This window comes from Halomonas sp. 3H (genome assembly GCF_024206005.1).
GTDB lineage: Bacteria > Pseudomonadota > Gammaproteobacteria > Pseudomonadales > Halomonadaceae > Halomonas > Halomonas campaniensis.
Window position 1 is genome coordinate 3,757,750 of record NZ_CP100360.1, and the last position, 17,941, is coordinate 3,775,690.

Annotated in this window: 18 protein-coding genes; 6 read left to right on the forward strand and 12 right to left on the reverse strand. The window is 68.9% G+C overall.

Annotated features, from left to right (window positions below; translation table 11 throughout):
• Positions 1-17: 17 nt before the first annotated feature.
• Entirely contained in the window at positions 18-1,226 is a 1,209-nt protein-coding gene (locus NFC98_RS17270; RefSeq protein ID WP_254276125.1) for an NnrS family protein, read from the reverse strand.
• An 86-nt stretch (positions 1,227-1,312) separates the two neighbouring features.
• Here NFC98_RS17270 and NFC98_RS17275 point away from each other — a divergent pair, with 86 nt between their 5' ends.
• The 3 genes from NFC98_RS17275 (at position 1,313) to NFC98_RS17285 (ending at position 2,744) form a co-directional block, all read left to right on the forward strand.
• Positions 1,313-1,726: a YbaN family protein gene (locus NFC98_RS17275; protein ID WP_254276126.1), complete on the forward strand. Its 414-nt coding sequence runs from the start codon at positions 1,313-1,315 to the stop codon at positions 1,724-1,726.
• Positions 1,727-1,784: 58 nt separating this feature from the next.
• Positions 1,785-2,258 carry an Rrf2 family transcriptional regulator gene (locus tag NFC98_RS17280; protein ID WP_254276127.1) on the forward strand — a complete coding sequence of 158 codons (474 nt, stop codon included), beginning with the start codon at positions 1,785-1,787 and terminating at the stop codon, positions 2,256-2,258.
• A gap of 174 nt (positions 2,259-2,432) precedes the next feature.
• Positions 2,433-2,744 (forward strand): cytochrome c5 family protein, encoded by a 312-nt coding sequence (locus NFC98_RS17285; protein ID WP_254276128.1) that lies wholly within the window; start codon positions 2,433-2,435, stop codon positions 2,742-2,744.
• A 98-nt stretch (positions 2,745-2,842) separates the two neighbouring features.
• Here the strand turns inward: NFC98_RS17285 and NFC98_RS17290 are convergent, their stop codons facing one another.
• The 6 genes from NFC98_RS17290 to nosR form a co-directional block, all read right to left on the reverse strand.
• Positions 2,843-3,370 carry a nitrous oxide reductase accessory protein NosL gene (locus tag NFC98_RS17290; RefSeq protein ID WP_254276129.1) on the reverse strand — a complete coding sequence of 176 codons (528 nt, stop codon included), beginning with the start codon at positions 3,368-3,370 and terminating at the stop codon, positions 2,843-2,845.
• Positions 3,371-3,385: 15 nt separating this feature from the next.
• The gene (locus NFC98_RS17295) at positions 3,386-4,216 is read right to left on the reverse strand and encodes an ABC transporter permease subunit (RefSeq protein ID WP_254276130.1); all 831 of its coding nucleotides are present in this window, start codon (positions 4,214-4,216) and stop codon (positions 3,386-3,388) included.
• A complete protein-coding gene (locus NFC98_RS17300) occupies positions 4,213-5,190 on the reverse strand; it encodes an ABC transporter ATP-binding protein (protein WP_254276131.1) in 978 nt (325 codons plus the stop codon). Before NFC98_RS17300 ends, NFC98_RS17295 begins: the two co-directional genes overlap by 4 nt.
• On the reverse strand, positions 5,187-6,491 hold the full coding sequence (locus tag NFC98_RS17305; RefSeq protein WP_254276132.1) for a nitrous oxide reductase family maturation protein NosD: 1,305 nt from the start codon (positions 6,489-6,491) through the stop codon (positions 5,187-5,189). Before NFC98_RS17305 ends, NFC98_RS17300 begins: the two co-directional genes overlap by 4 nt.
• A gap of 80 nt (positions 6,492-6,571) precedes the next feature.
• Positions 6,572-8,485: a TAT-dependent nitrous-oxide reductase gene (nosZ, locus tag NFC98_RS17310; RefSeq protein WP_254276133.1), complete on the reverse strand. Its 1,914-nt coding sequence runs from the start codon at positions 8,483-8,485 to the stop codon at positions 6,572-6,574.
• Between the two features lie 127 nt (positions 8,486-8,612).
• Entirely contained in the window at positions 8,613-10,772 is a 2,160-nt protein-coding gene (gene nosR, locus NFC98_RS17315; protein WP_254276134.1) for a transcriptional regulator NosR, read from the reverse strand.
• 205 nt (positions 10,773-10,977) lie between these two features.
• Between nosR and NFC98_RS17320 the strand changes: the two genes are divergently transcribed.
• The 3 genes from NFC98_RS17320 to NFC98_RS17330 all read left to right on the forward strand — a co-directional run bounded on the left by NFC98_RS17320 (position 10,978) and on the right by NFC98_RS17330 (position 12,344).
• A complete protein-coding gene (locus NFC98_RS17320) occupies positions 10,978-11,310 on the forward strand; it encodes a hypothetical protein (protein ID WP_254276135.1) in 333 nt (110 codons plus the stop codon).
• Between the two features lie 88 nt (positions 11,311-11,398).
• The gene (locus NFC98_RS17325) at positions 11,399-11,722 is read left to right on the forward strand and encodes a c-type cytochrome (protein ID WP_254276136.1); all 324 of its coding nucleotides are present in this window, start codon (positions 11,399-11,401) and stop codon (positions 11,720-11,722) included.
• Between the two features lie 67 nt (positions 11,723-11,789).
• Positions 11,790-12,344 (forward strand): hypothetical protein, encoded by a 555-nt coding sequence (locus NFC98_RS17330; protein ID WP_254276137.1) that lies wholly within the window; start codon positions 11,790-11,792, stop codon positions 12,342-12,344.
• A gap of 15 nt (positions 12,345-12,359) precedes the next feature.
• On the opposite strand, the gene NFC98_RS17335 is transcribed toward NFC98_RS17330, so the two are convergent.
• From NFC98_RS17335 to NFC98_RS17355, 5 genes are all read right to left on the reverse strand, one after another.
• Entirely contained in the window at positions 12,360-12,761 is a 402-nt protein-coding gene (locus NFC98_RS17335; protein WP_254276138.1) for a copper-binding protein, read from the reverse strand.
• A gap of 108 nt (positions 12,762-12,869) precedes the next feature.
• The gene (locus NFC98_RS17340; protein ID WP_254276139.1) at positions 12,870-13,424 is read right to left on the reverse strand and encodes a hypothetical protein; all 555 of its coding nucleotides are present in this window, start codon (positions 13,422-13,424) and stop codon (positions 12,870-12,872) included.
• Positions 13,425-13,436: 12 nt separating this feature from the next.
• Positions 13,437-15,104, reverse strand: a complete 1,668-nt coding sequence (locus NFC98_RS17345) for a NapC/NirT family cytochrome c (RefSeq protein WP_254276140.1) — start codon at positions 15,102-15,104, stop codon at positions 13,437-13,439.
• A gap of 156 nt (positions 15,105-15,260) precedes the next feature.
• Positions 15,261-16,874, reverse strand: a complete 1,614-nt coding sequence (locus NFC98_RS17350) for a cytochrome D1 domain-containing protein (RefSeq protein ID WP_254276141.1) — start codon at positions 16,872-16,874, stop codon at positions 15,261-15,263.
• 235 nt (positions 16,875-17,109) lie between these two features.
• Positions 17,110-17,883 (reverse strand): Crp/Fnr family transcriptional regulator, encoded by a 774-nt coding sequence (locus NFC98_RS17355; RefSeq protein WP_254276142.1) that lies wholly within the window; start codon positions 17,881-17,883, stop codon positions 17,110-17,112.
• Between the last annotated feature and the right edge of the window lie 58 nt (positions 17,884-17,941).

The following is a 17,941-nucleotide window of genomic DNA, read 5'->3' on the forward strand; positions in this document are numbered from 1 at the left end:
GTTCGGAGCAGTGCTCCTCACCCCTGGCGTAGGACCTCCTCTTCGGCTTGCCCCCGGCGCCCCTCGCTATCGGCCATTGCACGCGCAGTGCCTCGATTTACCATGCGGCGGCTCCAGTGGAGCAGCCGCCAGGCGGCGAGCCCCCAGGCCAGGCTCCAGGCAAGTGCCGAGCCCCACAGCAGGGCGAGCCAGTGCTGGCCGGCCTCCGGCGCCAGCAGGCGCAGCACCGCGGCCAGGCAGAAGAGCAGCGCCAGCGACAACAGCAGCGGCTCCGCCTCGGGGCGTGCCTTGGCGCGCAGGATCGCCTGGCGCAGCATGATGCCGGAGGCCAGGGTGCCCAGCGCCCCGATGGTGAAGGCGTGCAGGGTGGCGCTGGCGTGGGGCTGCTGCCACCAGGCCCGGGCCAGCAGCAGCAGGCCGATGCCCAGCCAGGCATACCCCAGCATCAGCCCGAGCAGGTCGGGTCGCCTTCGGCAGGCCCAGGGGCGCCAGCGCCACAGCCGCAGGAGTACCAGCAGCCCGGCCGCCATCGCCGGGACCGCCGCCAGCGGCCGCAGGGGCGGCCACAGCATCAGCAGCGGGGTGACGCCCAGCAGCAGGATCAGCGCCGCCTCGAGGTGCGGCTGCACCCCGGCGCCGGCCTGGCGTCGGCTGGCCATCAGGTGGCCGTTCACCGCCGGCGCGAGCACCCGCCCGCCCATGAACACCATCAGCAACACCAGCCAGAGCACGCTCTGGTGCATCAGCGGCGCCGTGGTGGGCATGGGGCCCAGGTGGCGCCAGGTCAGGGTGACGACCGCCAGCAGGCAGAGCAGTCCCAGCAGCGGCGAGAGCACCCGGTTGCGCCACTTCTTGGCGGCAAGGAAGCGCGGCACCAGGTGCCAGGCCACGAGCAGCGCGAACCCGGCGTCGGCCAGGGTCACCGGCACGGCTCCCGGCCAGACCAGCCCGCCCAGCCGCGCCAGCAGCCACAGGGCGACCAGCGCCTGCAGCCGTCGCGGCGGCAGCGGCCCGAGCAGATAGCCGGCGATCACGGCCAGGGCGAAACCGAACATCAGCTCGCGACCATGTGCCGCAGGCGAGGCCAGCAGCGCGACTCCTCCCGGGTGGTAGAGTGACAGCAGGGAAAGCGGCACCAGCAGCGCCGCGTGCAGGGCCGCCAGCGGGAAGAGCCAGCGCCAGGCGGGGGTGGATGACGCGGCCGAGGCGGGTCTCAGGGATGACACTCGGGATTTCCCTTTGCACGAATCATAAACATGCATATAAAATACTACTTAATGTCACCGCTGCCAATTTGCGAGGTCCGGTTGCCATGAGACTTCCTGCCACGCGCCTTGCCTGGAGCGGTCTGGCCTACGGCTGCATCGGGCTCGGCACCGCCGGGCTGGTGATGCCGCTGCTGCCCACCACGCCCTTCCTGCTGGTGGCCGCCTGGGCCGCGCCCAAGGGCTCGCCACGGCTGGCCCGCTGGCTGCACGCGCACCCCCGCCTGGGACCGACGCTGCACGCCTGGCGCGAACGGCGCGCCGTGCCCCGCCGTGCCAAGCGGCTGGCGGCGGCACTGCTGCTGGTCAGCTGGGGGGTGCTGTGGCTGGGAGGCGCCAGCGGCGCCGTGCTGGCCGCCACCGGCGCACTGTTCTGTGGAGTCGCCGCCTTCGTGCTGACGCGCCCCGCCGCCGAGGGGCACGGAACTCTCCGCCCGGGCAAGCATCAGGTGGTAGAATGAAAGGCGCTTAGCTTATCAACATTGACTAATATCAAGCCGCAAGGCACCGGGACGCCCCATGCATCTGACCCGCTTCACCGACTACTCCCTGCGTGTCCTCATCTTCCTGGCGGTCAAGGGGGAGGAGCGCTCCACCATCCACGAGATCGCCGGGCGCTTCGATATCTCGCGCAACCACCTGATGAAGGTGGTCCAGGACCTCAGTCACAAGGGCTATATCACCGCCATCCGCGGCAAGAACGGCGGCCTGCTGCTCAAGAAGGCGCCAGACGAGATACGCCTCGGCAAGCTGGTCCGCGACACGGAGCATGACCTGCTGCTGGTGGAGTGCTTCGGCGAGAGCAACGAGTGCCGGATCACCCCGGCCTGCCGGTTGAAGCCGATCCTGGCCGAGGCACTTCGCGCCTTCATGGCCGTGCTGGACAAGTACACCCTGGCCGACATGCTCGGCCCCCGGCAGCCGGAGCTGGCCCAGCTGCTGAGGATCGAGCCGGCCTCCCGCGACGGCGCCACCCCGAACCCGGCGAGCTGACCCACGCAGGGCTTGCACCCGCGGCCGTCAGGGACGACGCTGAACAGGGCATGCTGTCGTGACCCAGGTCATGGCACTCCATGAACGCCCGGGCGATCATGGCTGCCAACCATCGGAGGCGGGGACGCCCTCCGATTTTTTCACCGCCATAAGATGCATCCAGGAGACATGTTCATGAAGCGACTGGCCACCCTGACCCTGACCGGCGTCGCCGCTCTGACCCTATCGGCCGCCGTGCAGGCCGAGCCCGACGGCGAGGCGATCTACAACCAGGCCTGCATGGCCTGCCACATGACCGGTGCCGCCGGCGCCCCCATCAAGGGCGACGAGGCCGCCTGGGCCCCGCGCCTGGAGCAGGGCATGGAGACCCTCTACACCCACTCCATCGAGGGCTTCAACGCCATGCCCGCCAAGGGCGGGTTCACCAACCTCAGCGACGAGGAGGTGAAGGCCGCGGTGGACTTCATGCTGGAACCGGTGCTCTAAGCCGCAAGGCAGGCACCCATCGAAAGCGCCCCCGGCAGCCAGGCTGCCGGGGGCGCTGTGTCTGCGGGCCGGGCAGCCGCCCGGTCCCACCTGCAGGGTTACATGGCGCGCTGGATATGCGCCCGGGCCAGGTCGTTGAGCACCTGAACGTCGATCTCCTGGTAGCCCAGCAGCCGCCCCTCGTGCTCGGCCATGAAGGCACGGGCGTCCTCCTCGCGGCCGAAGGAGGCCAGTGTCGGTCCCATGGCCCCCATCAGCGGCTGTTCGGTCACGTAGACCGCCACGTCGGCGGCGATGAAGGCGTCATCCGAGGGCCGCTCCCAGTCGGTGGCACCCATGTCGTGGACATAGGCCTGGCGCAGCTGGGGCACCGAGTCGGGCTGCAGCAGCCAGACGAAGAGGTCCGAGGTGGAGCAGAAGGTCAGCAGGCGTCCGTCCCGCAGGCAGGCCTGGGCCTTGGGGCCCGCGAACCCGGCGATGAACATCCCGCACACCGCACACTCGTCGTCGTCCCGGAAGGGGCGCGGCTCGCAGGCCGCGGCCACCTCCTCCTCGCCGCCGCAGCCGGCCAGCCCCGCCAGGGTCACGCCCCCCAGCACGATGATGAACTTCCTGCGTGTCAGCATTGGTCGTTTTCCTTGTCAGATCTCGCGGCGGCGGAAGATCCACAGCGCCAGGCCCAGCGGCACCGCCACCCAGGCCAGCAGCGTGCCGAGCAGCAGCGCCGGGTGGAAGGCCGCATCGGCGCCGATGGAGGCCAGCCCCGCCTGGGTCCGCGCCGCCTCGAAGAAGGTGAGGTTGACGATGCGGAAGATATCGGTGGGGTTGAGCAGCAGCAGATAGTGGAAGAGCCCCTCGCTGACCTGGCCGCCGGTGCTCACCAGCACGCCCAGCAGCGCCAGGTCGAAGACGATGACGAAGGCGAACCACACCACCAGGGCGATGCCCGCCGCCCGGGACTTCTCCGCCACGCTGACGCTGATCAGGTAGGCGAAGCCGATGAAGGCCCAGCCCAGCAGCATCGCCGAGAGGATGAACAGCGCCAGGGCCGCCACCAGCTCGCCCAGCTGCTCCACGCTGCCCAGGGCGGCGATGATCGCCCCGGCCACCCCGAAGCCCACCAGGGTGGAGACGCCGAGGATCGCCGCATGGCCCAGGAACTTGCCGGCGAGGATCTCGACCCGGCTCATGGGGTAGGTGAGCAGCAGCAGCAGGGTGCCCTGCTCGTCCTCGCCGACGATGCTGTCGTAGGCCAGCATCAGGGCGATCAGCGGGATCAGGAACACCGCCAGGCTCGACAGGCTGACGATGGTGGTGGAGACCCGGGTGAAGCCCACCTGGCCCGAGGCCGCGGCGCCGAAGTAGGCCAGGCCGATGGCCAGCAGGCCGAACACCAGGGTGATGGCCAGCACCCAGCGGTTGCGCAGGCCGTCGCGGAACTCCTTGCCGGCCACGATGAACAGGTTTCTCATGCGCTCACTCCCTGCTGCGCGTCAATGGCCGTGGCGGGGGCCGGCTCGGCCGCCGCCCGGGTGCGAATGGTGCCGTCGAAGTGGGCATAGAGCGACTCCAGGGTGGGCGGCTCCAGCGCCAGGTCGGCGGTCTCGGGGTCGGCCATCAGCTCGCGGAGCACCGCCATCTTGGCGCGCACCGGCACCTCCAGCTCGAGGCGGCCCTCGCCCGCCTGTCTCGCCAGCACGCCGTGGGGCCGCAGCGACTCGACCAGGCGCTCCGGCGCCCGGGCCGTGCGCAGGCGCACCACCAGGGGGAGGTCGGCGGCCTGGCGCAGCTCGTCGATGCTGCCGGAGGCGAGCATGCGCCCCTGGCCGAGGATCGCCGCCCGATCGATATGGCGCTCCACGCCGGGCAGCACGTGGGAGCAGAGGATCACGCTGACCCCGCGGCCGCGCAGCTCGTCGACCATGCCGTAGAAGTCGCGGGTGGCCATGGGATCCAGGCCCACGGTGGGCTCGTCGAGCAGCATCAGCCGCGGCTCGCCGATCAGCGCCTGGGCAAGGCCGAGGCGCTGGCGCATGCCCTTGGAGTAGGTCTTCACCCGGCGATGCATGGCATGGCCCAGCCCCACCCGCTCCAGCAGCGGCTTCACCACCCCGGTGCCGATGCGCTTGAGGCGGGCGAAGTAGTCGAGCACCTCGAAGCCCGAGAGCTGCTCGTAGAACTGCACGTTCTCGGGCAGGTAGCCCAGGCGCAGGCGCAGGTCGTTGGCCGCGGCACCGCCGGGGTCGTGGCCGAACACCTTCAGGGTGCCGCGGGTCGGGCGGATCAGGCCCAGGATCAGCTTCATGGATGTGGACTTGCCGGCGCCGTTATGGCCCATCAGGCCCAGCACCTCGCCCTCGCCCAGGGTCAGGCTCACCTCGTCGAGGGCGGTCAGCTTGCCGAAGCGCTTGCCGACCGCGCTCATCTCGATCACCGGTTGGGTCATTGCAGTGTCTCCGCCATCCAGTCGGGAAGGGCCATCAGCGGATGGCTGTCGCGTACGCCCGGCGGGCGCAGGATCGGGAACTCGCGCTGCACCCAGCGCAGCACCTGTACCGCCGGGCTGTTCATCAGGATCTTGGCCATGGGGTAGGTCCAGATCAGCCGATCCACCGAGTCGTTGGGCTCGTAGGGGATGTCGCCCAGGCCATCGCCGCTGAGGTCCCAGCCCAGGTAGTCGCTCCAGTAGTTGCCGCGCCCCTCCAGGGACCACTCCTGCTCGCGCAGGGCCACGTACTTGACCTGGGTCTCGTTGCCCACGAAGGCGTTGCCGTGGAACGCGTTGTCCTCGGAGCCCGCGGTCATGTGGATGCCGATCTCGGTGCGGGCGAAGAGGTTGTCGCGGATCTCGTTGAACAGCGAGTTGTAGACGAACAGCGCCTTGCCCTCGGTACCGCTGATGGCGTGGCCATCCGGCGCGGCCGAGAGGCTGCCGCGCTGCGCCTCCACGGCGACGTTCTCGGCGATCACGGAGTCGACGATGAAGTTCATCAGGAAACCGTAGTTCTGGTCGCGCAGGGAGCGGTTACCGACGACCTCGAGCTGCCGCGACTGCATCAGCGCATAGCCCAGGCGGTTGTTGCGGGTCTCGTTGTCACGCACCTCGTTGGAGTGCGAGAACATGTAGTGCACGCCGTAGCGCTGGTCGCGCAGCAGGTTGCCGATCAGCCGGTTGTGGTTGCTGACGTCGATGTAGATGCCGTCACGGGCCTCCCACACCTCGTTGCCGCGGATCTCGGCGCCGGTGACGTTGTAGAGCTGCAGGCCGTTGCCGCGGTCCTGGGAGCGCAGCGCGGTGTCGCCGCTGATGCGGTTGCCGATCACCTTCACGTCGGGCACGGCATCGAGCCAGATGCCGAAGCCGCGGGCCTCGATGCGGGTGTTCTCGATGACGGCCCCCGCCGCCTCGCGGGCCACGAAGATGCCGCTGTCCATGGCGTTGATGTCGGCACCATCCTCGCGGATGTGCAGGTCGCGCACCGTGGCGCCGGGGGCGACCACGGTCAGCACGCTGCCGCTACGCTGGCCGTCGAGGATGGCACCGGGCTCGCCGACCAGGGTGATGGGCACCTCGACCACGAAATTGCCGAGGTGGACGCCTTCGGCCACCCGCACCGTATCACCGGGCGCGGCGGCCGCAAGCACCTGCTGCAGCGGGGCCTCGCCGGGCACGGCGCGCCATTCGGCGGCCAGGGCGAGGCCGGGCAGCAGCAGGAAGAGAAGAGGGAGCAACCATCTCGAGTGCATGGCGTTCTCTGTCTGTCGGGGGAGGAACTGCCGGACCGGCGTGGGTCGCCGGCCCGGCAGGGGCTGCCGAGGGTCTGGGATCAGGCCGGCTCGACCAGCAGTCGGCCGACCATCTCCATGTGCAGCGCGTGGCAGAACCAGTTGCAGTAGTACCAGAACACCCCGGGCTTGTCGGCCGTGAAGGTGATCGAGGCGGTCTGCTGCGGGCTGATCTCCATGCTGACCCCGTGATCCACCACGCAGAAGCCGTGGGTAAGGTCCTCGACGCGGTCCAGGTTGGTGATGGTCACCGTCACCTCGTCGCCCTGCTTCACCGGGATCTCGGTGATGCCGAAGTTGGGCGCCACGGTGGTCATGTAGACCCGCACCTTGTTGCCGTCACGGATGATCTCGTTGTCGGTCTCCAGGGTGATGCCATCCTCGCGGGCCATGGCCACGGTGTCGGCGAAGTAGGGGTCATCGCGCTCCCAGATCTGCTTGGTCTGGATCTGGTCGCGGCGGATGATCACCGCATCGTGGGGCTCGGCGAAGGTCGGGGTGTCGTGGAGCAGCACCATCTCGTCGCCGGAGATGTCGATCATCTGATCGTTCTCGGGATGCAGCGGGCCCACCGGCAGGTAGCGATCCTTGGAGAACTTGTTCAGGGAGAACAGGTACTTGCCATCGGCATCCTTGGACTCCGCGAGGGTCGCGTGGTTGTGGCCCGGCTGGTAGTGGACGTCGATCTTCTGGCGGATGTAGTTGACGTCCTCGCCGTTGTAGTGGCGTACGGCGTCCTCCATGTTCCATTTCACCACCTGGCTGTCGATGAACAGGGTGGTGTAGGCGTTACCGCGGCCGTCGTAGGTGGTGTGCAGCGGCCCGAGGCCCAGCTCCGGCTCGGCGGCGATCACGTCGCGCTCGTCCGCCAGGTTGCCCGCGAAGAGGTCGTCGAGCCTGGCGATCTCGATCATCGACACGGTGGGCGAGAGCTTGCCCGCGGCGATGAAGTACTTGCCATCGGTGGAGGTGTTGAGGCCGTGGGGGTTCTTCGGCACCGGCACGTAGCGGGTGACGTTGAGGTCGGAGCTCTTGCGGCCATCCACCACCGGCACGTCGGAGTCGCCGATGGTCATGAAGTCGCCGTTGGCCACCGCCGCCTCGATGTTCTCGATGTTGAACACCACCACCCAGTCGCGGTCGGCGCGCATCTTGCCGGCCAGGTCCACGGCACCCTCGGAGTTGTAGCAGGTCGCCGCGGCGTACTTGCCGGTGTAGTCGGCATCCATGTTGTCCAGGTTGCCGTCGACCATCACCTGCCACTTCACCTCCATGGTGTCGGCATCGATGGCATTCCACAGGGTGAAGTACTTCGACGGGTCGTTGATGTCGCGGCCGTCGTTGGGCTGGGGGATCATGTATTCGCCGTTGGCGAACACGTAGCCGGTGCGCGGCGCCTTCTGCAGGCGCAGGCCGTGGATCGCCTGGACGTTGGGCACCGTCACCATGGCGTCGGTCTTGAAGACGTCGAGACGGATCCGCGCGACGCGGGTATTGGCCTTGTCGTTGATGAACAGGTAGCGGCCATCGTGGCTGCCGTCGGTGTAGCTGACGTGGGGGTGGTGGGCATCGCCGTTGGTGAAGCGGTGGCTGTCACCCATGATGCGCTTGGACTCGTTGGTCATCCCCCAGCCGGAGGCCGAGCAGTGGTTGAACACCGGAATGCGCATGATCTCGCGCATGGAGGGCACGCCGTAGACACGCACCTCGCCGCTGTGACCACCGCTCCAGAAGCCGTAGTACTCGTCGAGCTCGCCCGGCGGCACATGGATATCGGCGGCGCCGCCGTTGCTGGCCGCCTGGGCCGGCTGGCTGCGAGTCAGGGCCCCCACGCCCGCCACGCCGGCGGCACCGGCCATGCTGGCCGCGCCGACCGCGGCGCTGCCCGCCAGGAAGCGGCGGCGCCCCTCGTTGACGGCCCCGGTGGGCTTGTCGTCCCTCTGCTTGTCGCTCATGACTCTGTCTCCGTTTCGTTGTCGAGATGACATCTCGTCGCCGACTCTGCGGCCGGCCGTTCTGCTTCCGTCGCGGCGCCGTGCTGCGGGGCGCGGCGCTGCCTACGGTTCACTGCCTCGGCAGCCTTCAGCTGCCGTCGGCGGATACCTCGGTGGCGGCGATGCGCCGACTCTCGGCCACCTTGCTGCTCAGGCGGGTCGCCTTCTCCCGCTTCTTGCGCTGCACCACCATGGGCGGACACTTGCGGTCGTCGTGGTAGGTGATCTGGCAGTCCAGGCAGTAGTGGCACTCGTTGGGATTGATCCGGCCGTCCGGATGGATCGCCTGGATATGGCACTCGTGGGCGCAGATCTGGCAGGGCTTGCCGCACTCCTTGTGGCGACGCAGCCAGTCGAACAGGCGGATGCGCGCGGGGATCGCCAGGCCGGCGCCCAGCGGGCAGACATAGCGGCAGTAGAACTTGTGGTTGAAGGCGCTGATCACCAGCAGCAGCACCGCGTAGAGCACGAAGCCCCATTCGCGCTGGAACTTCAGCAGCACGGCGGTCTTGAAGGGCTCCACCTCGGCGTAGACCTCGGCCTGGCCCAGCGACTGCAGGGAGACGGCGAACAGCCCCAGCAGGATGATGTACTTCAGCGCCCAGAGCCGCTCGTGGACGGCGAAGGGCAGCTCGAACTGCGGCACCTTGAGCCTGAGGGCCACCGCGCTGATCAGCTCCTGCATGGCGCCGAAGGGGCAGAGCCAGCCGCAGTAGACGCCGCGTCCCCACAGCAGCAGGGTGACCGCCACGAAGCTCCAGAGGATGAACATCATCGGGTCCATCAGGAAGGTGGACCACTGGAAGTCGGTGAACAGGGCATTGGCGAAGGTCAGGATGTTGACCACCGAGAGCTGCGCCAGGGCGTACCAGCCGATGAACACCACGGTGTAGACCAGGAAGGTGTAGCGCAGGGTATGCAGCAGGCGGGGTCGCCTGGCCAGCCAGTCCTGGAAGAGCAGGATGAAGGTGAGCACGCCGAGACCGGCGCCCAGCACCACGATGTGCATGACGCGGTCTTCCCACACCGAGACCCACAGGGGCTGCGCGTCCTCCTCCAGCAGGGCGTCGGCCGGCGGCTCGGGAATCTCCAAGAAGCGCTCCGGCACCTTCACCTCCGTGGAGAAGCCGGCGAACTCGGTGTCCAGGGCGCCCACCTGGCGGCGCACCAGCAGCTCCAGCTCCCAGGCCTGGCCGGGATCGAAGCGGGTCTCCTCGCGCAGGATGAAGATGTCGCGCTCCGGCAGGCGTGGCGCCCCCTCGGCCTCGATGCCCCACAGGCGGCGCATGTCGGCATCGTGGAACTGGTCGGTGCGACCGCCGTGGTGGATCATGATGCGGTCGTAGATGCCCCCGCGCACGAACCCCGAGCCCTTGAAGGAGTAGCGGCCGTCGGCCATGATCGCCAGCGCATGCTCGCCCTCGCCGAGCTCCGCCATCAGCTGCTCGAACTGCCGTTCGCCGAGCAGGTTGCGGCCCACGGTGGGCACGTTGAGGTGGGCGACATAGAGGTCGATGAAGGTCTCGCCCTCGCGGCCTTCCGGAGCCGCCTCGACCCCCTCGGCGTCCGTGCCGACGAACGCCTCGTCCACCTCGCCGCGGGTCAGGTGCAGGTGGCCGATGGCGCCCTCCTCGAGCAGCGCCTCCCAGCTCGCCTCCTCGAACAGCTCGTCGCGGACCGTCGCCGCCTCGGCGGGGCCGCCGCCGACCAGGATGCCCAGCTCCCGGGCCACGCGGCGCGCCGAGCGCATGATCCCCTCGCCCATCACCACCACGGTGACGGTGGCCCCGGAGACCGCGTCGACCTGCTCGTAGCCCTCGCGCTGCTGGCGCGACAGGCCCACTCGGACCTTCTGGCGTACCGACTTGCCGGCGTACTGGCCGACGAAGTCGTCGAGCACCGTCTCGGGGATGCCCACCAGCATGATCGGCTCGGAGTGCTCGAGCACCTCGACGCCGGTGATGCGTCCCTCGAGGTCCATGCCGACGCGCATGTTGACCGGATGGCCGGAGTAGGCCGGGATCGGCGCGATATCGTTGGTCTCGAAGACGTAGCCCACGGTCTCGCCGTCGCGCAGTACCGGCACCGCCGGCGGCGCCTCGAGGGGCTCCCCGACGGCGTCCGCGTCGGGGAAGACCATGGGCAGCCACTCGGCCGCCCGGGCCGTGGCGGACAGGGCGGTCATCGACAGGACCGCCGCGAGCAGCAGCCCCAGGGTCACCCACCAGATACGCACTAACGTTGTCACAGGACGCTCCACCTCTCCGTCAGCCTGTCCGGAACAGAACATGTATCCGGAAAACCTCTTTAGTGGTGAAGGATGGGATAGATTGCCGCACCCGACAACGAACACAGGTCAAGGTATTCGCCTTTTACCCCTGTGACTCGGGTGCTATGTTGAATCGCACGCCCCTTCAGGGCCTCAGGCTCGACCTCAGGAGACCCTCGCGCCCATGGACATCCCGGCCGCCATCCGGCACCCCCTGATTCACCAGCAGCGCTTCCTGGCGACGGAGCTGACCTTCCAGCTTGGCGAGATCCCCACCCCCATCCGCCTCCGCTGCTACCGGGAAGCGGGGAGCGAGCGTGTCACCTGCGAGCAGAGCCACTACCTGCAGACGCCGCTCCAGGCCGAACCCTCCTTCGAGACCAGTGACGACCACCCCAGCGTCGACGCGGCGCTGGCGGCCATCACCGACGAGATGGTGGCGCAGTACCAGCGCGCCGAGGCGGCCGGCTACCGCCCCGACGAGGGCTGGCTGCTGCCCAGCCGCGACTTCGACTGAGCGCCACCTCGGCATGACCTGCATCAAGGGCGCTCGCCAGCGCGGCGCCTAGACTGGAGGCAGGTTCCCTCGAAGGAGTGAGTGGATCATGCCGAAGGTTGCCCAGGCCTGGCTGACCGCCCTGCTGATGCTCGCCGCCGCCCCCGGGGTGATGGCCGAGTCCGCGACGCCCATGGGGGATCCCGGGCGCGGCGCCGAGCTGGCGCCGCGATGTACCGGCTGTCACGGCCCCGAGGGCCGCAGCAACATCACCCGCTATCCCAGCATTGCCGGCATGGAGCCGTCGCTCTTCCGGGAACGCATGGCCGGCCTGAAGGCCGGGGAAGGCGGCCACCTCCTGAAGAACATGACCCGCGGGCTGAGCGAGCAGGATATCGCCGACCTGGCCGCCCACTTCGCCACCCGGGAGTGAGTCGCCGGTCGGCAGCCCCGGCCTGCGGTGCTACCATTCGGCGCATCGTCCTCCAGGACCCCCGGTCATGCCCAAGCCGTTCACTGCCGCGTCGGCCGCCCTGCTGCTGAACGCGCTGCTGCTCCTCCCGGCGGCACACGCCACCACCTTCAACACCGACGACGCGGCAACCCACGGCCACTGGCAGTCGCTGACGCTATCGCTGGGCGAGGAGCGCCACTACCGCGCCCTGGAGGCCCACAGCTACAGCGACTCCCTGCTGAGTCTCAACTTCACCCCGGGCGACTGCGAGCGGCCCTGGCTGGAGCTGCGGGTGGAACTGGGCGAGCGCCAGCCGCAGAGCCGGGTGGTCAATCGCGTGCCCGCCGACCTGCGCGTGGATCACGAGACCATCCACAGCGGCGAGGCGGCATTCATTACCCAGCGCGGCGACGGCGGCTTCTACGTGCAGTTCACCCTGGACGAACGGCCCCTGCTGGTGGAGGAGATGCGCCGGGGGGAGACCCTGCGCCTGCGGATGATGCGCGGCGAGGATGACCCCTGGTTCATGGTGTTCTCCCTGGAGGGTGCCGCCGAGGCCATGGACCGGGCCAGGCAGCGGTGCCGGAACGATCGGGGCTGAGCGACCCGATCGGCCTCAGTGGCCGATCATCTCGCGCAGCCTCTCGGGCAGCTCGAGCTCGGTGTCGGCCGGCAGCGCCTCGATGGCGTCGGCATACCAGCTCATGCCCTGCTCCACCCTGCCCGTCATGGTGAAGCGGATCCGCTCGCCCTCGGTAAGCCCGGGGGCCGCGTCGCCCTCGGCCAGGCGCAGGTTCATGCGCATGGCGCGCATCACCCCGGGAATCGCCTCGTGGGCCACGCTGATGCGGTGCGCCTCGGCGTCATAGCCGAGATAGATGCCACGCACCTCATGGCGGGACTCCGCCATCTCTCCCCGGGCATGGCCTTGGTGGCCAGGCTGGCCTGGGTCCGACGCCGGGACCAGGGGAGCCGACCCCATCAGCAGGGCCGCGGCCAGCAGAGCAGTGCGCTTCATCTCGATACTCCTCGGTATCAGGGTCGTGGTATCCACGTGCCGTCGTGGAAATAACGCGCGAAGGGCCGCCCCGCGACGGGACGGCCCGGTTGGCATGGGGACGAGGCATCACTCCTGGCCGGCGAGCAGCCGGTTGTCCAGGGTCTCCACGCTGAGGTACTCCTCGAAGGTCCAGAGTCGCACGAAGCGGTCGCGCTGCGCCTCGCCCCCGCCCCAGGCGGTCAGCGCCACGGGGGGCTGCGGCATGCCCTCGGCGAGCTGCTCCAGCCACCAGTCGGCCATCTCCTCCTCCCAGGGCTGGCCGTACTCGGCCATCAGCTGCGCCTTCACCTCGGCGTGGTCCTCCACCTCGGGATGGAAGGCCACCACCAGCGCCAGCCGGTCGCTGCCCGCCGGGAAGACGTAGCGCAGGTCGGTCTCCACCGCCGGAGCGCCCCCCAGGCGGCCATCGATGACCAGGTCGCCGTCGTCGGTGCGTGCCTCGGTCACCTCGGTGACGCCATCCTGCGCCAGGCGCTCACGCACCTGCTCCGGGGACATGCCGAGCTCGGCGCTGCCGTAGCCGGTGATCCCCTCCGCCGCCAGCGCCGTGCCGGCGACCAGCAGCAGGGCGGGCCAGAGCCCGCCGAGCCACTTGCCGGGATGCCTCATCCCTGCCTTCATGAATCCTCCTTATCAGCGCTCGAGGCGCGTGGCGTTGATCTCGACCATCTCCTCGTCCACCTCGTCGGCGCCGAACATCAGCCCGAACTGCCAGGAGACGTGGTGGAAGCGCGAGGCCGCGTGGTCATCGTGCAGTGCGAAGTTGACGTTGTACTTGCCGTCCAGGGCGAGCGGCTTGTCGCCGGGCGCGCCGGTGCGCAGGGCGCGGGTCAGGTAGGCGGTCCACACGCCGTCCGCCTCGCTGGCGCTGAACACCACCGCCTCGCTGTCGTCGAAGTGGCGCTCCTCGAGGATGTAGCCGGACTCGGTGCGCTCGCTGCCGCTCTTGTAGCGCGCCATATCCAGGTAGACCCCGCCGCCGAACAGCTCGTCGATCTCCTCGCGCTCCTTGAGCTTGTCCCAGCCACCGCGGGCGGCGCCGCGACGACCGCGCACCTCGACCTCGGTGCGGCTCTCGGTGAGGTACTTGGTCACGCCGTTGCCGCTGATCAGGTCGAGGCGCTCGGCCAGCTCGCTCTCGGCCAGGGCCTCCGCCTCGGGGGCGTCGGGCATGTAGGCGGAGTCGTGGTGGCAGCTGGCCCAGCAGCCGCCGCGGTCGGCCATGTCGACGCGGTCGTCGGCGAAGCTCACGGTCAGCTTGATCTCGTTCTCGGGGTCCATCATGCCGCCGTCGACGAAGGGCAGCGGCGCGTGCTCGCCGGCCTCCCACTGGAAGCGCATGTAGAGGTAGTCGTCATCGAAGGCGGCCTGCACGGCCATCGGCACGTGGCCGCGCTTGTCACCCAGGTCATAGGTCTCGATCTTCTCGGCACTGGTGGCCAGGGCGCCGATATCGGCCTCCTCGCCGGCGTGGCACCACACGCAGCGGTCGCCGAAGCTGAAGGCGCGGCCACCGCCGTGGGAGCTGCCGTCCTGGATCCACTCGATGGAGGCCTGGCCCGGCAGGAAGAGCGTCACGTCCAGCGCCGGGACCTCGTCCCAGGCCAGGCCGGAGGCGATGTCGCCCTCGGCGGCCACCGCCTCGCCCAGCTCCTCGGCCTCCAGCGGCAGCTCGGGCTCGCCGCGATCCTGGTCGGCCTCGGTGTCATGGGCGAAGCGGGCGGCCCAGACCGGCGACTCGTCCCAGGCCTCGGGGAGCTCGTGGGCGATGCCCTGGTGGCACTCGATGCAGGTCTGGCCCTGCTCGAAGGCCCGGGCATGCTCGCGTGCGGCGCGGGCCGGCTGCTGCTCCAGGTCCATGGCGGACCAGTCATGGCAGTTGCGGCACTCGCGGGAGTCGGTGCGCAGCATGGAGCGCCAGACGTTCTCGGCCAGCTGCATCCGCTTGCCGTCGAACTTCTCCTTGGTGTCCACGGTGCCCAGCATCCAGTGCCACACCTCGCGGCTGGCCTGGATCTTGCGGACCATCTTGGGGCCCCAGGCGTCGGGCACGTGGCAATCGGAGCACTCGGCGCCCACCCCGGTGGGGTTCCGGTAGTGGGGGCGGTCCTGGTACTCCTCGTAGACCCAGCTCATCTCGTGACAGGCCGAGCTGCAGAACTTCATGTTGTTGGTGGCTTCCATCACCGTGTTGAAGCCCCCCCAGAAGATGATCCCGGCCACGAAGAAGATCACGGCGGCCCCCAGGGAGGCTCCCATGATCGTGATCTTGCGCCAGCCGCGCAGGCGTTCCCTAAGCATGTCGGTCTCCCGAAGATGTCATGACAGCCGATGTTCTGGTCTCGTTGTGGCGTCCGGCCCCTTGCCCGGCCACTCCACCGCGGAACCGGCGGCGGGGAGTGGCTGGAGAAGGAGCCGGAGCACCCGAAGGCGCTCCGGCGCGTCGCTGATACGCGATCAGCCGACGTGGTTCTTGCGGTTGTAGACGTTGAACTTGCCGGTCGGCGTGTTCAGGTTCTCGACCCGGGCCTTCTCCTCGAGGGTCTTGTCGTCGAAGACCACGATGGCGCCGTCATCCTGGTGGCCGCGACCGCGGGCCCAGATGGAGACCCATACCTCAGAGCCGGTCTGGTCGTACTCCATGTGCACCGCCACGGCATCGTGCTCGACGGGACGGTCGGCGACGTGGATCGGGGTCAGCTCGCGGGTCTCCTTGTTCATGACCATGACCCACTGGTTGACGTCGGCCTCGGGGTGCATGGCCTGGTCGATCCAGACGTTGTCGGACTCCGGATGGGTGCGCACGAACAGGCCGGGGCCGTCGGTCTCGACGCTGCCGCAGATCTCCCAGGCCTGGTCCGGATAGTTCTCCGGGTCGTTGCCCCAGAAGGTCATGCGGCCCTCGCCCAGGTGGGTCGTGCCGGCCACCGGGCCGCACTCGGGATCAACCCAGTTGGCGCCCGGGCCCGGGTGCGGGATCTGTCCGGTCTCCAGCATGCCCACCCGCTTGCGGGTCTCGGTGTCGACGAACACCATCTTGTTGCTGTAGTTGGCGGCGATCTGGAAGTAGCGCCCGGTCGGGTCGAAGAAGCCGTCGTGCAGGTACTCGGCGGTCTCCATCTGCTCGATGCGCAGGTTCTCGATGTCGCTGTAATCGACCTGCCAGACCTGGCCGGTCTCCTTGACGTTGACCAGGAAGCTCGGCGCGTTGGGGGTGTTGTAGAGCGCCGCGACGCGAGCCTCATGGACGTAGTTGCCCTCGGTGTCGTAGCCGCGGGTGGAGACGACCTTCAGCGGCTCCATGGTCTCGGCGTCGGCGATCACGAAGTGGGGCGGCCAGTAGGCGCCGCCGATGACGTACTTGTCCTTCCACTCGCCGTAGTGGGAGACGGCCACGTCGCGGGCGTCGATGCCGATGAACACCTCGGCGGTCACCTGGGGCGGGTCCATCCACAGGTCGATCTTGGAGAGTCGGCCGTCGCGGCCCTGGACGTACCAGAAACGGCCGTCGGAGCTCTCCTTGGCCACGTGCACGGCATAGCCGGTCTCGGCCTCGGTGACCAGCTCCTTGGTGTCGCCGTCGATGATCCCCATGGCGCCCCGGTCACGCAGGATGGTGACCATGAAGTTTTCCCAGTTGCGGTCATGCTGGGGCTCGGTGGGCCACTCTTCCTGGGGGACGACGATCTTCCAGGTCTCGCGGATGTCGGCCAGGGACATCTCCGGCGGCTCTTCCGGGGTCTGCTGGATGTACTTGGCAATCAGCTCGATCTCGTCCTCGTCGAGGATGCCGTCGAAGTTGTTCATGCCACCTTCGGTGCCGAAGGTGATGATGCTCTCCAGGCGGCGCTGGCCCATGTCGACGGTGGTCTCGGGCAGCAGGTTGGGCCCGGTGGCCCCCTTGCGCAGGGTGCCGTGGCAGCCGGCGCAGCGGGAGAAGTAGATGTCCCCGGCGCGATCCAGCTCCTCGGCCGACATCTCCGGTGCCGCCGCCTGCACGCCGCCCGCCATCATGGCGGCCAGCGGGAAGCTGAAGGCGAAGATCCCCTTGCTCAATGCTCTCTTGTACATAACGTGCCTCGCTTGATTTCCCCTTGGGGTGTGCCTGGCGGGTGCCCGGCATGACCTTTCCAACCCCGGTCGGTCATCACCAGCCGTCACCCTCCACCTGCCGGTAAGTAGTAGCAGCTTTACCTCTTTACTCACTTGACCGCTGTCAATTGATGCACCGGGGAGTTGACTTATGTCATGGGTGGCGCCGAGAAAGTCGCGGCGGCACTCCCGAGGGGCTCCGGCGCGGCCTCGCTCAGCGGGCCATGGGCCGGGACGGCAGGTCGACAGGCAGGTCGCTGCCGTTGAGGCGAGGACAGGCCGGCATCGGCTGCAGCGGGTCGCCGGCGCCGGCCAGGCGCCTCAGGGCCGCGAGGTCGTCGATGCACACGGCGTTGCGCTCGCAGCTGACCCCGAGCCCCTTGAGTCGCGCCATGGCCCGGGAGAAGCTCTCCGGCTTCATGCCCAGGCGGCCGGCGATCAGCATCTTGTCGCAGGGCAGGCAGACCGTGGCGCGGGCGGCGTCGTCCGGGCAGAGCGAGACCAGGAAGGCCGCCAGCCGCTGATGGGTAGACTGGTTGGTGAGCTGGTCGAGCTGCAGCACCATCCCCCTGAGCATCGCGGTGAGGTTGGCCAGCAGGTTGAGCGTCAGACCGTGGTGCTGGCGCAGGGTCTCCAGGAAGTGCTCCGCCGGGAAGACCAGCAGTCGGGCCTCCTCGGCGGTGGCGGCGTTCACCGGGAAGCCCAGCCGGTCGAACATCGCCGCCTCGGCGAAGGACTCGCCGCGGGTGAAGAGCCCCACCAGGCACTCGCTGCCCTGGGGATTGTCGCGGTAGAGCTTCACCCAGCCGTCCAGCACCACGTAGAAGCGATCCGCGGGCTCCCCCTCGCTGAACAGCCGGGTGCCGCGCGGACAGCGGCGCTCGTGGGCGCCGCCGGTGAGCAGCGCCAGGGTGTCATCGCCGAGACCGGCGAACAGCGGCACCTGGCGCACCGTGCGCAGCGTCTCGCGACTCAAGCGAACCGTCATCTTGACCTCCTTGACCCTTGACGCCAGGGCAGCAGCGGAAGCACCGGGCTGGACCGGC

Coding starts and splice junctions, on each gene's coding strand:
- NFC98_RS17345 (WP_254276140.1), bottom strand. CDS start 15,104: ATGCTTAGGGAACGCCTGCGCGGCTGGCGCAAGATCACGATCATGGGA.
- NFC98_RS17290 (WP_254276129.1), bottom strand. CDS start 3,370: ATGCTGACACGCAGGAAGTTCATCATCGTGCTGGGGGGCGTGACCCTG.
- NFC98_RS17355 (WP_254276142.1), bottom strand. CDS start 17,883: ATGACGGTTCGCTTGAGTCGCGAGACGCTGCGCACGGTGCGCCAGGTG.
- NFC98_RS17295 (WP_254276130.1), bottom strand. CDS start 4,216: ATGAGAAACCTGTTCATCGTGGCCGGCAAGGAGTTCCGCGACGGCCTG.
- NFC98_RS17320 (WP_254276135.1), top strand. CDS start 10,978: ATGGACATCCCGGCCGCCATCCGGCACCCCCTGATTCACCAGCAGCGC.
- nosZ (WP_254276133.1), bottom strand. CDS start 8,485: ATGAGCGACAAGCAGAGGGACGACAAGCCCACCGGGGCCGTCAACGAG.
- NFC98_RS17285 (WP_254276128.1), top strand. CDS start 2,433: ATGAAGCGACTGGCCACCCTGACCCTGACCGGCGTCGCCGCTCTGACC.
- NFC98_RS17300 (WP_254276131.1), bottom strand. CDS start 5,190: ATGACCCAACCGGTGATCGAGATGAGCGCGGTCGGCAAGCGCTTCGGC.
- NFC98_RS17330 (WP_254276137.1), top strand. CDS start 11,790: ATGCCCAAGCCGTTCACTGCCGCGTCGGCCGCCCTGCTGCTGAACGCG.
- NFC98_RS17305 (WP_254276132.1), bottom strand. CDS start 6,491: ATGCACTCGAGATGGTTGCTCCCTCTTCTCTTCCTGCTGCTGCCCGGC.
- NFC98_RS17325 (WP_254276136.1), top strand. CDS start 11,399: ATGCCGAAGGTTGCCCAGGCCTGGCTGACCGCCCTGCTGATGCTCGCC.
- NFC98_RS17350 (WP_254276141.1), bottom strand. CDS start 16,874: ATGTACAAGAGAGCATTGAGCAAGGGGATCTTCGCCTTCAGCTTCCCG.
- NFC98_RS17335 (WP_254276138.1), bottom strand. CDS start 12,761: ATGAAGCGCACTGCTCTGCTGGCCGCGGCCCTGCTGATGGGGTCGGCT.
- NFC98_RS17275 (WP_254276126.1), top strand. CDS start 1,313: ATGAGACTTCCTGCCACGCGCCTTGCCTGGAGCGGTCTGGCCTACGGC.
- NFC98_RS17340 (WP_254276139.1), bottom strand. CDS start 13,424: ATGAAGGCAGGGATGAGGCATCCCGGCAAGTGGCTCGGCGGGCTCTGG.
- NFC98_RS17280 (WP_254276127.1), top strand. CDS start 1,785: ATGCATCTGACCCGCTTCACCGACTACTCCCTGCGTGTCCTCATCTTC.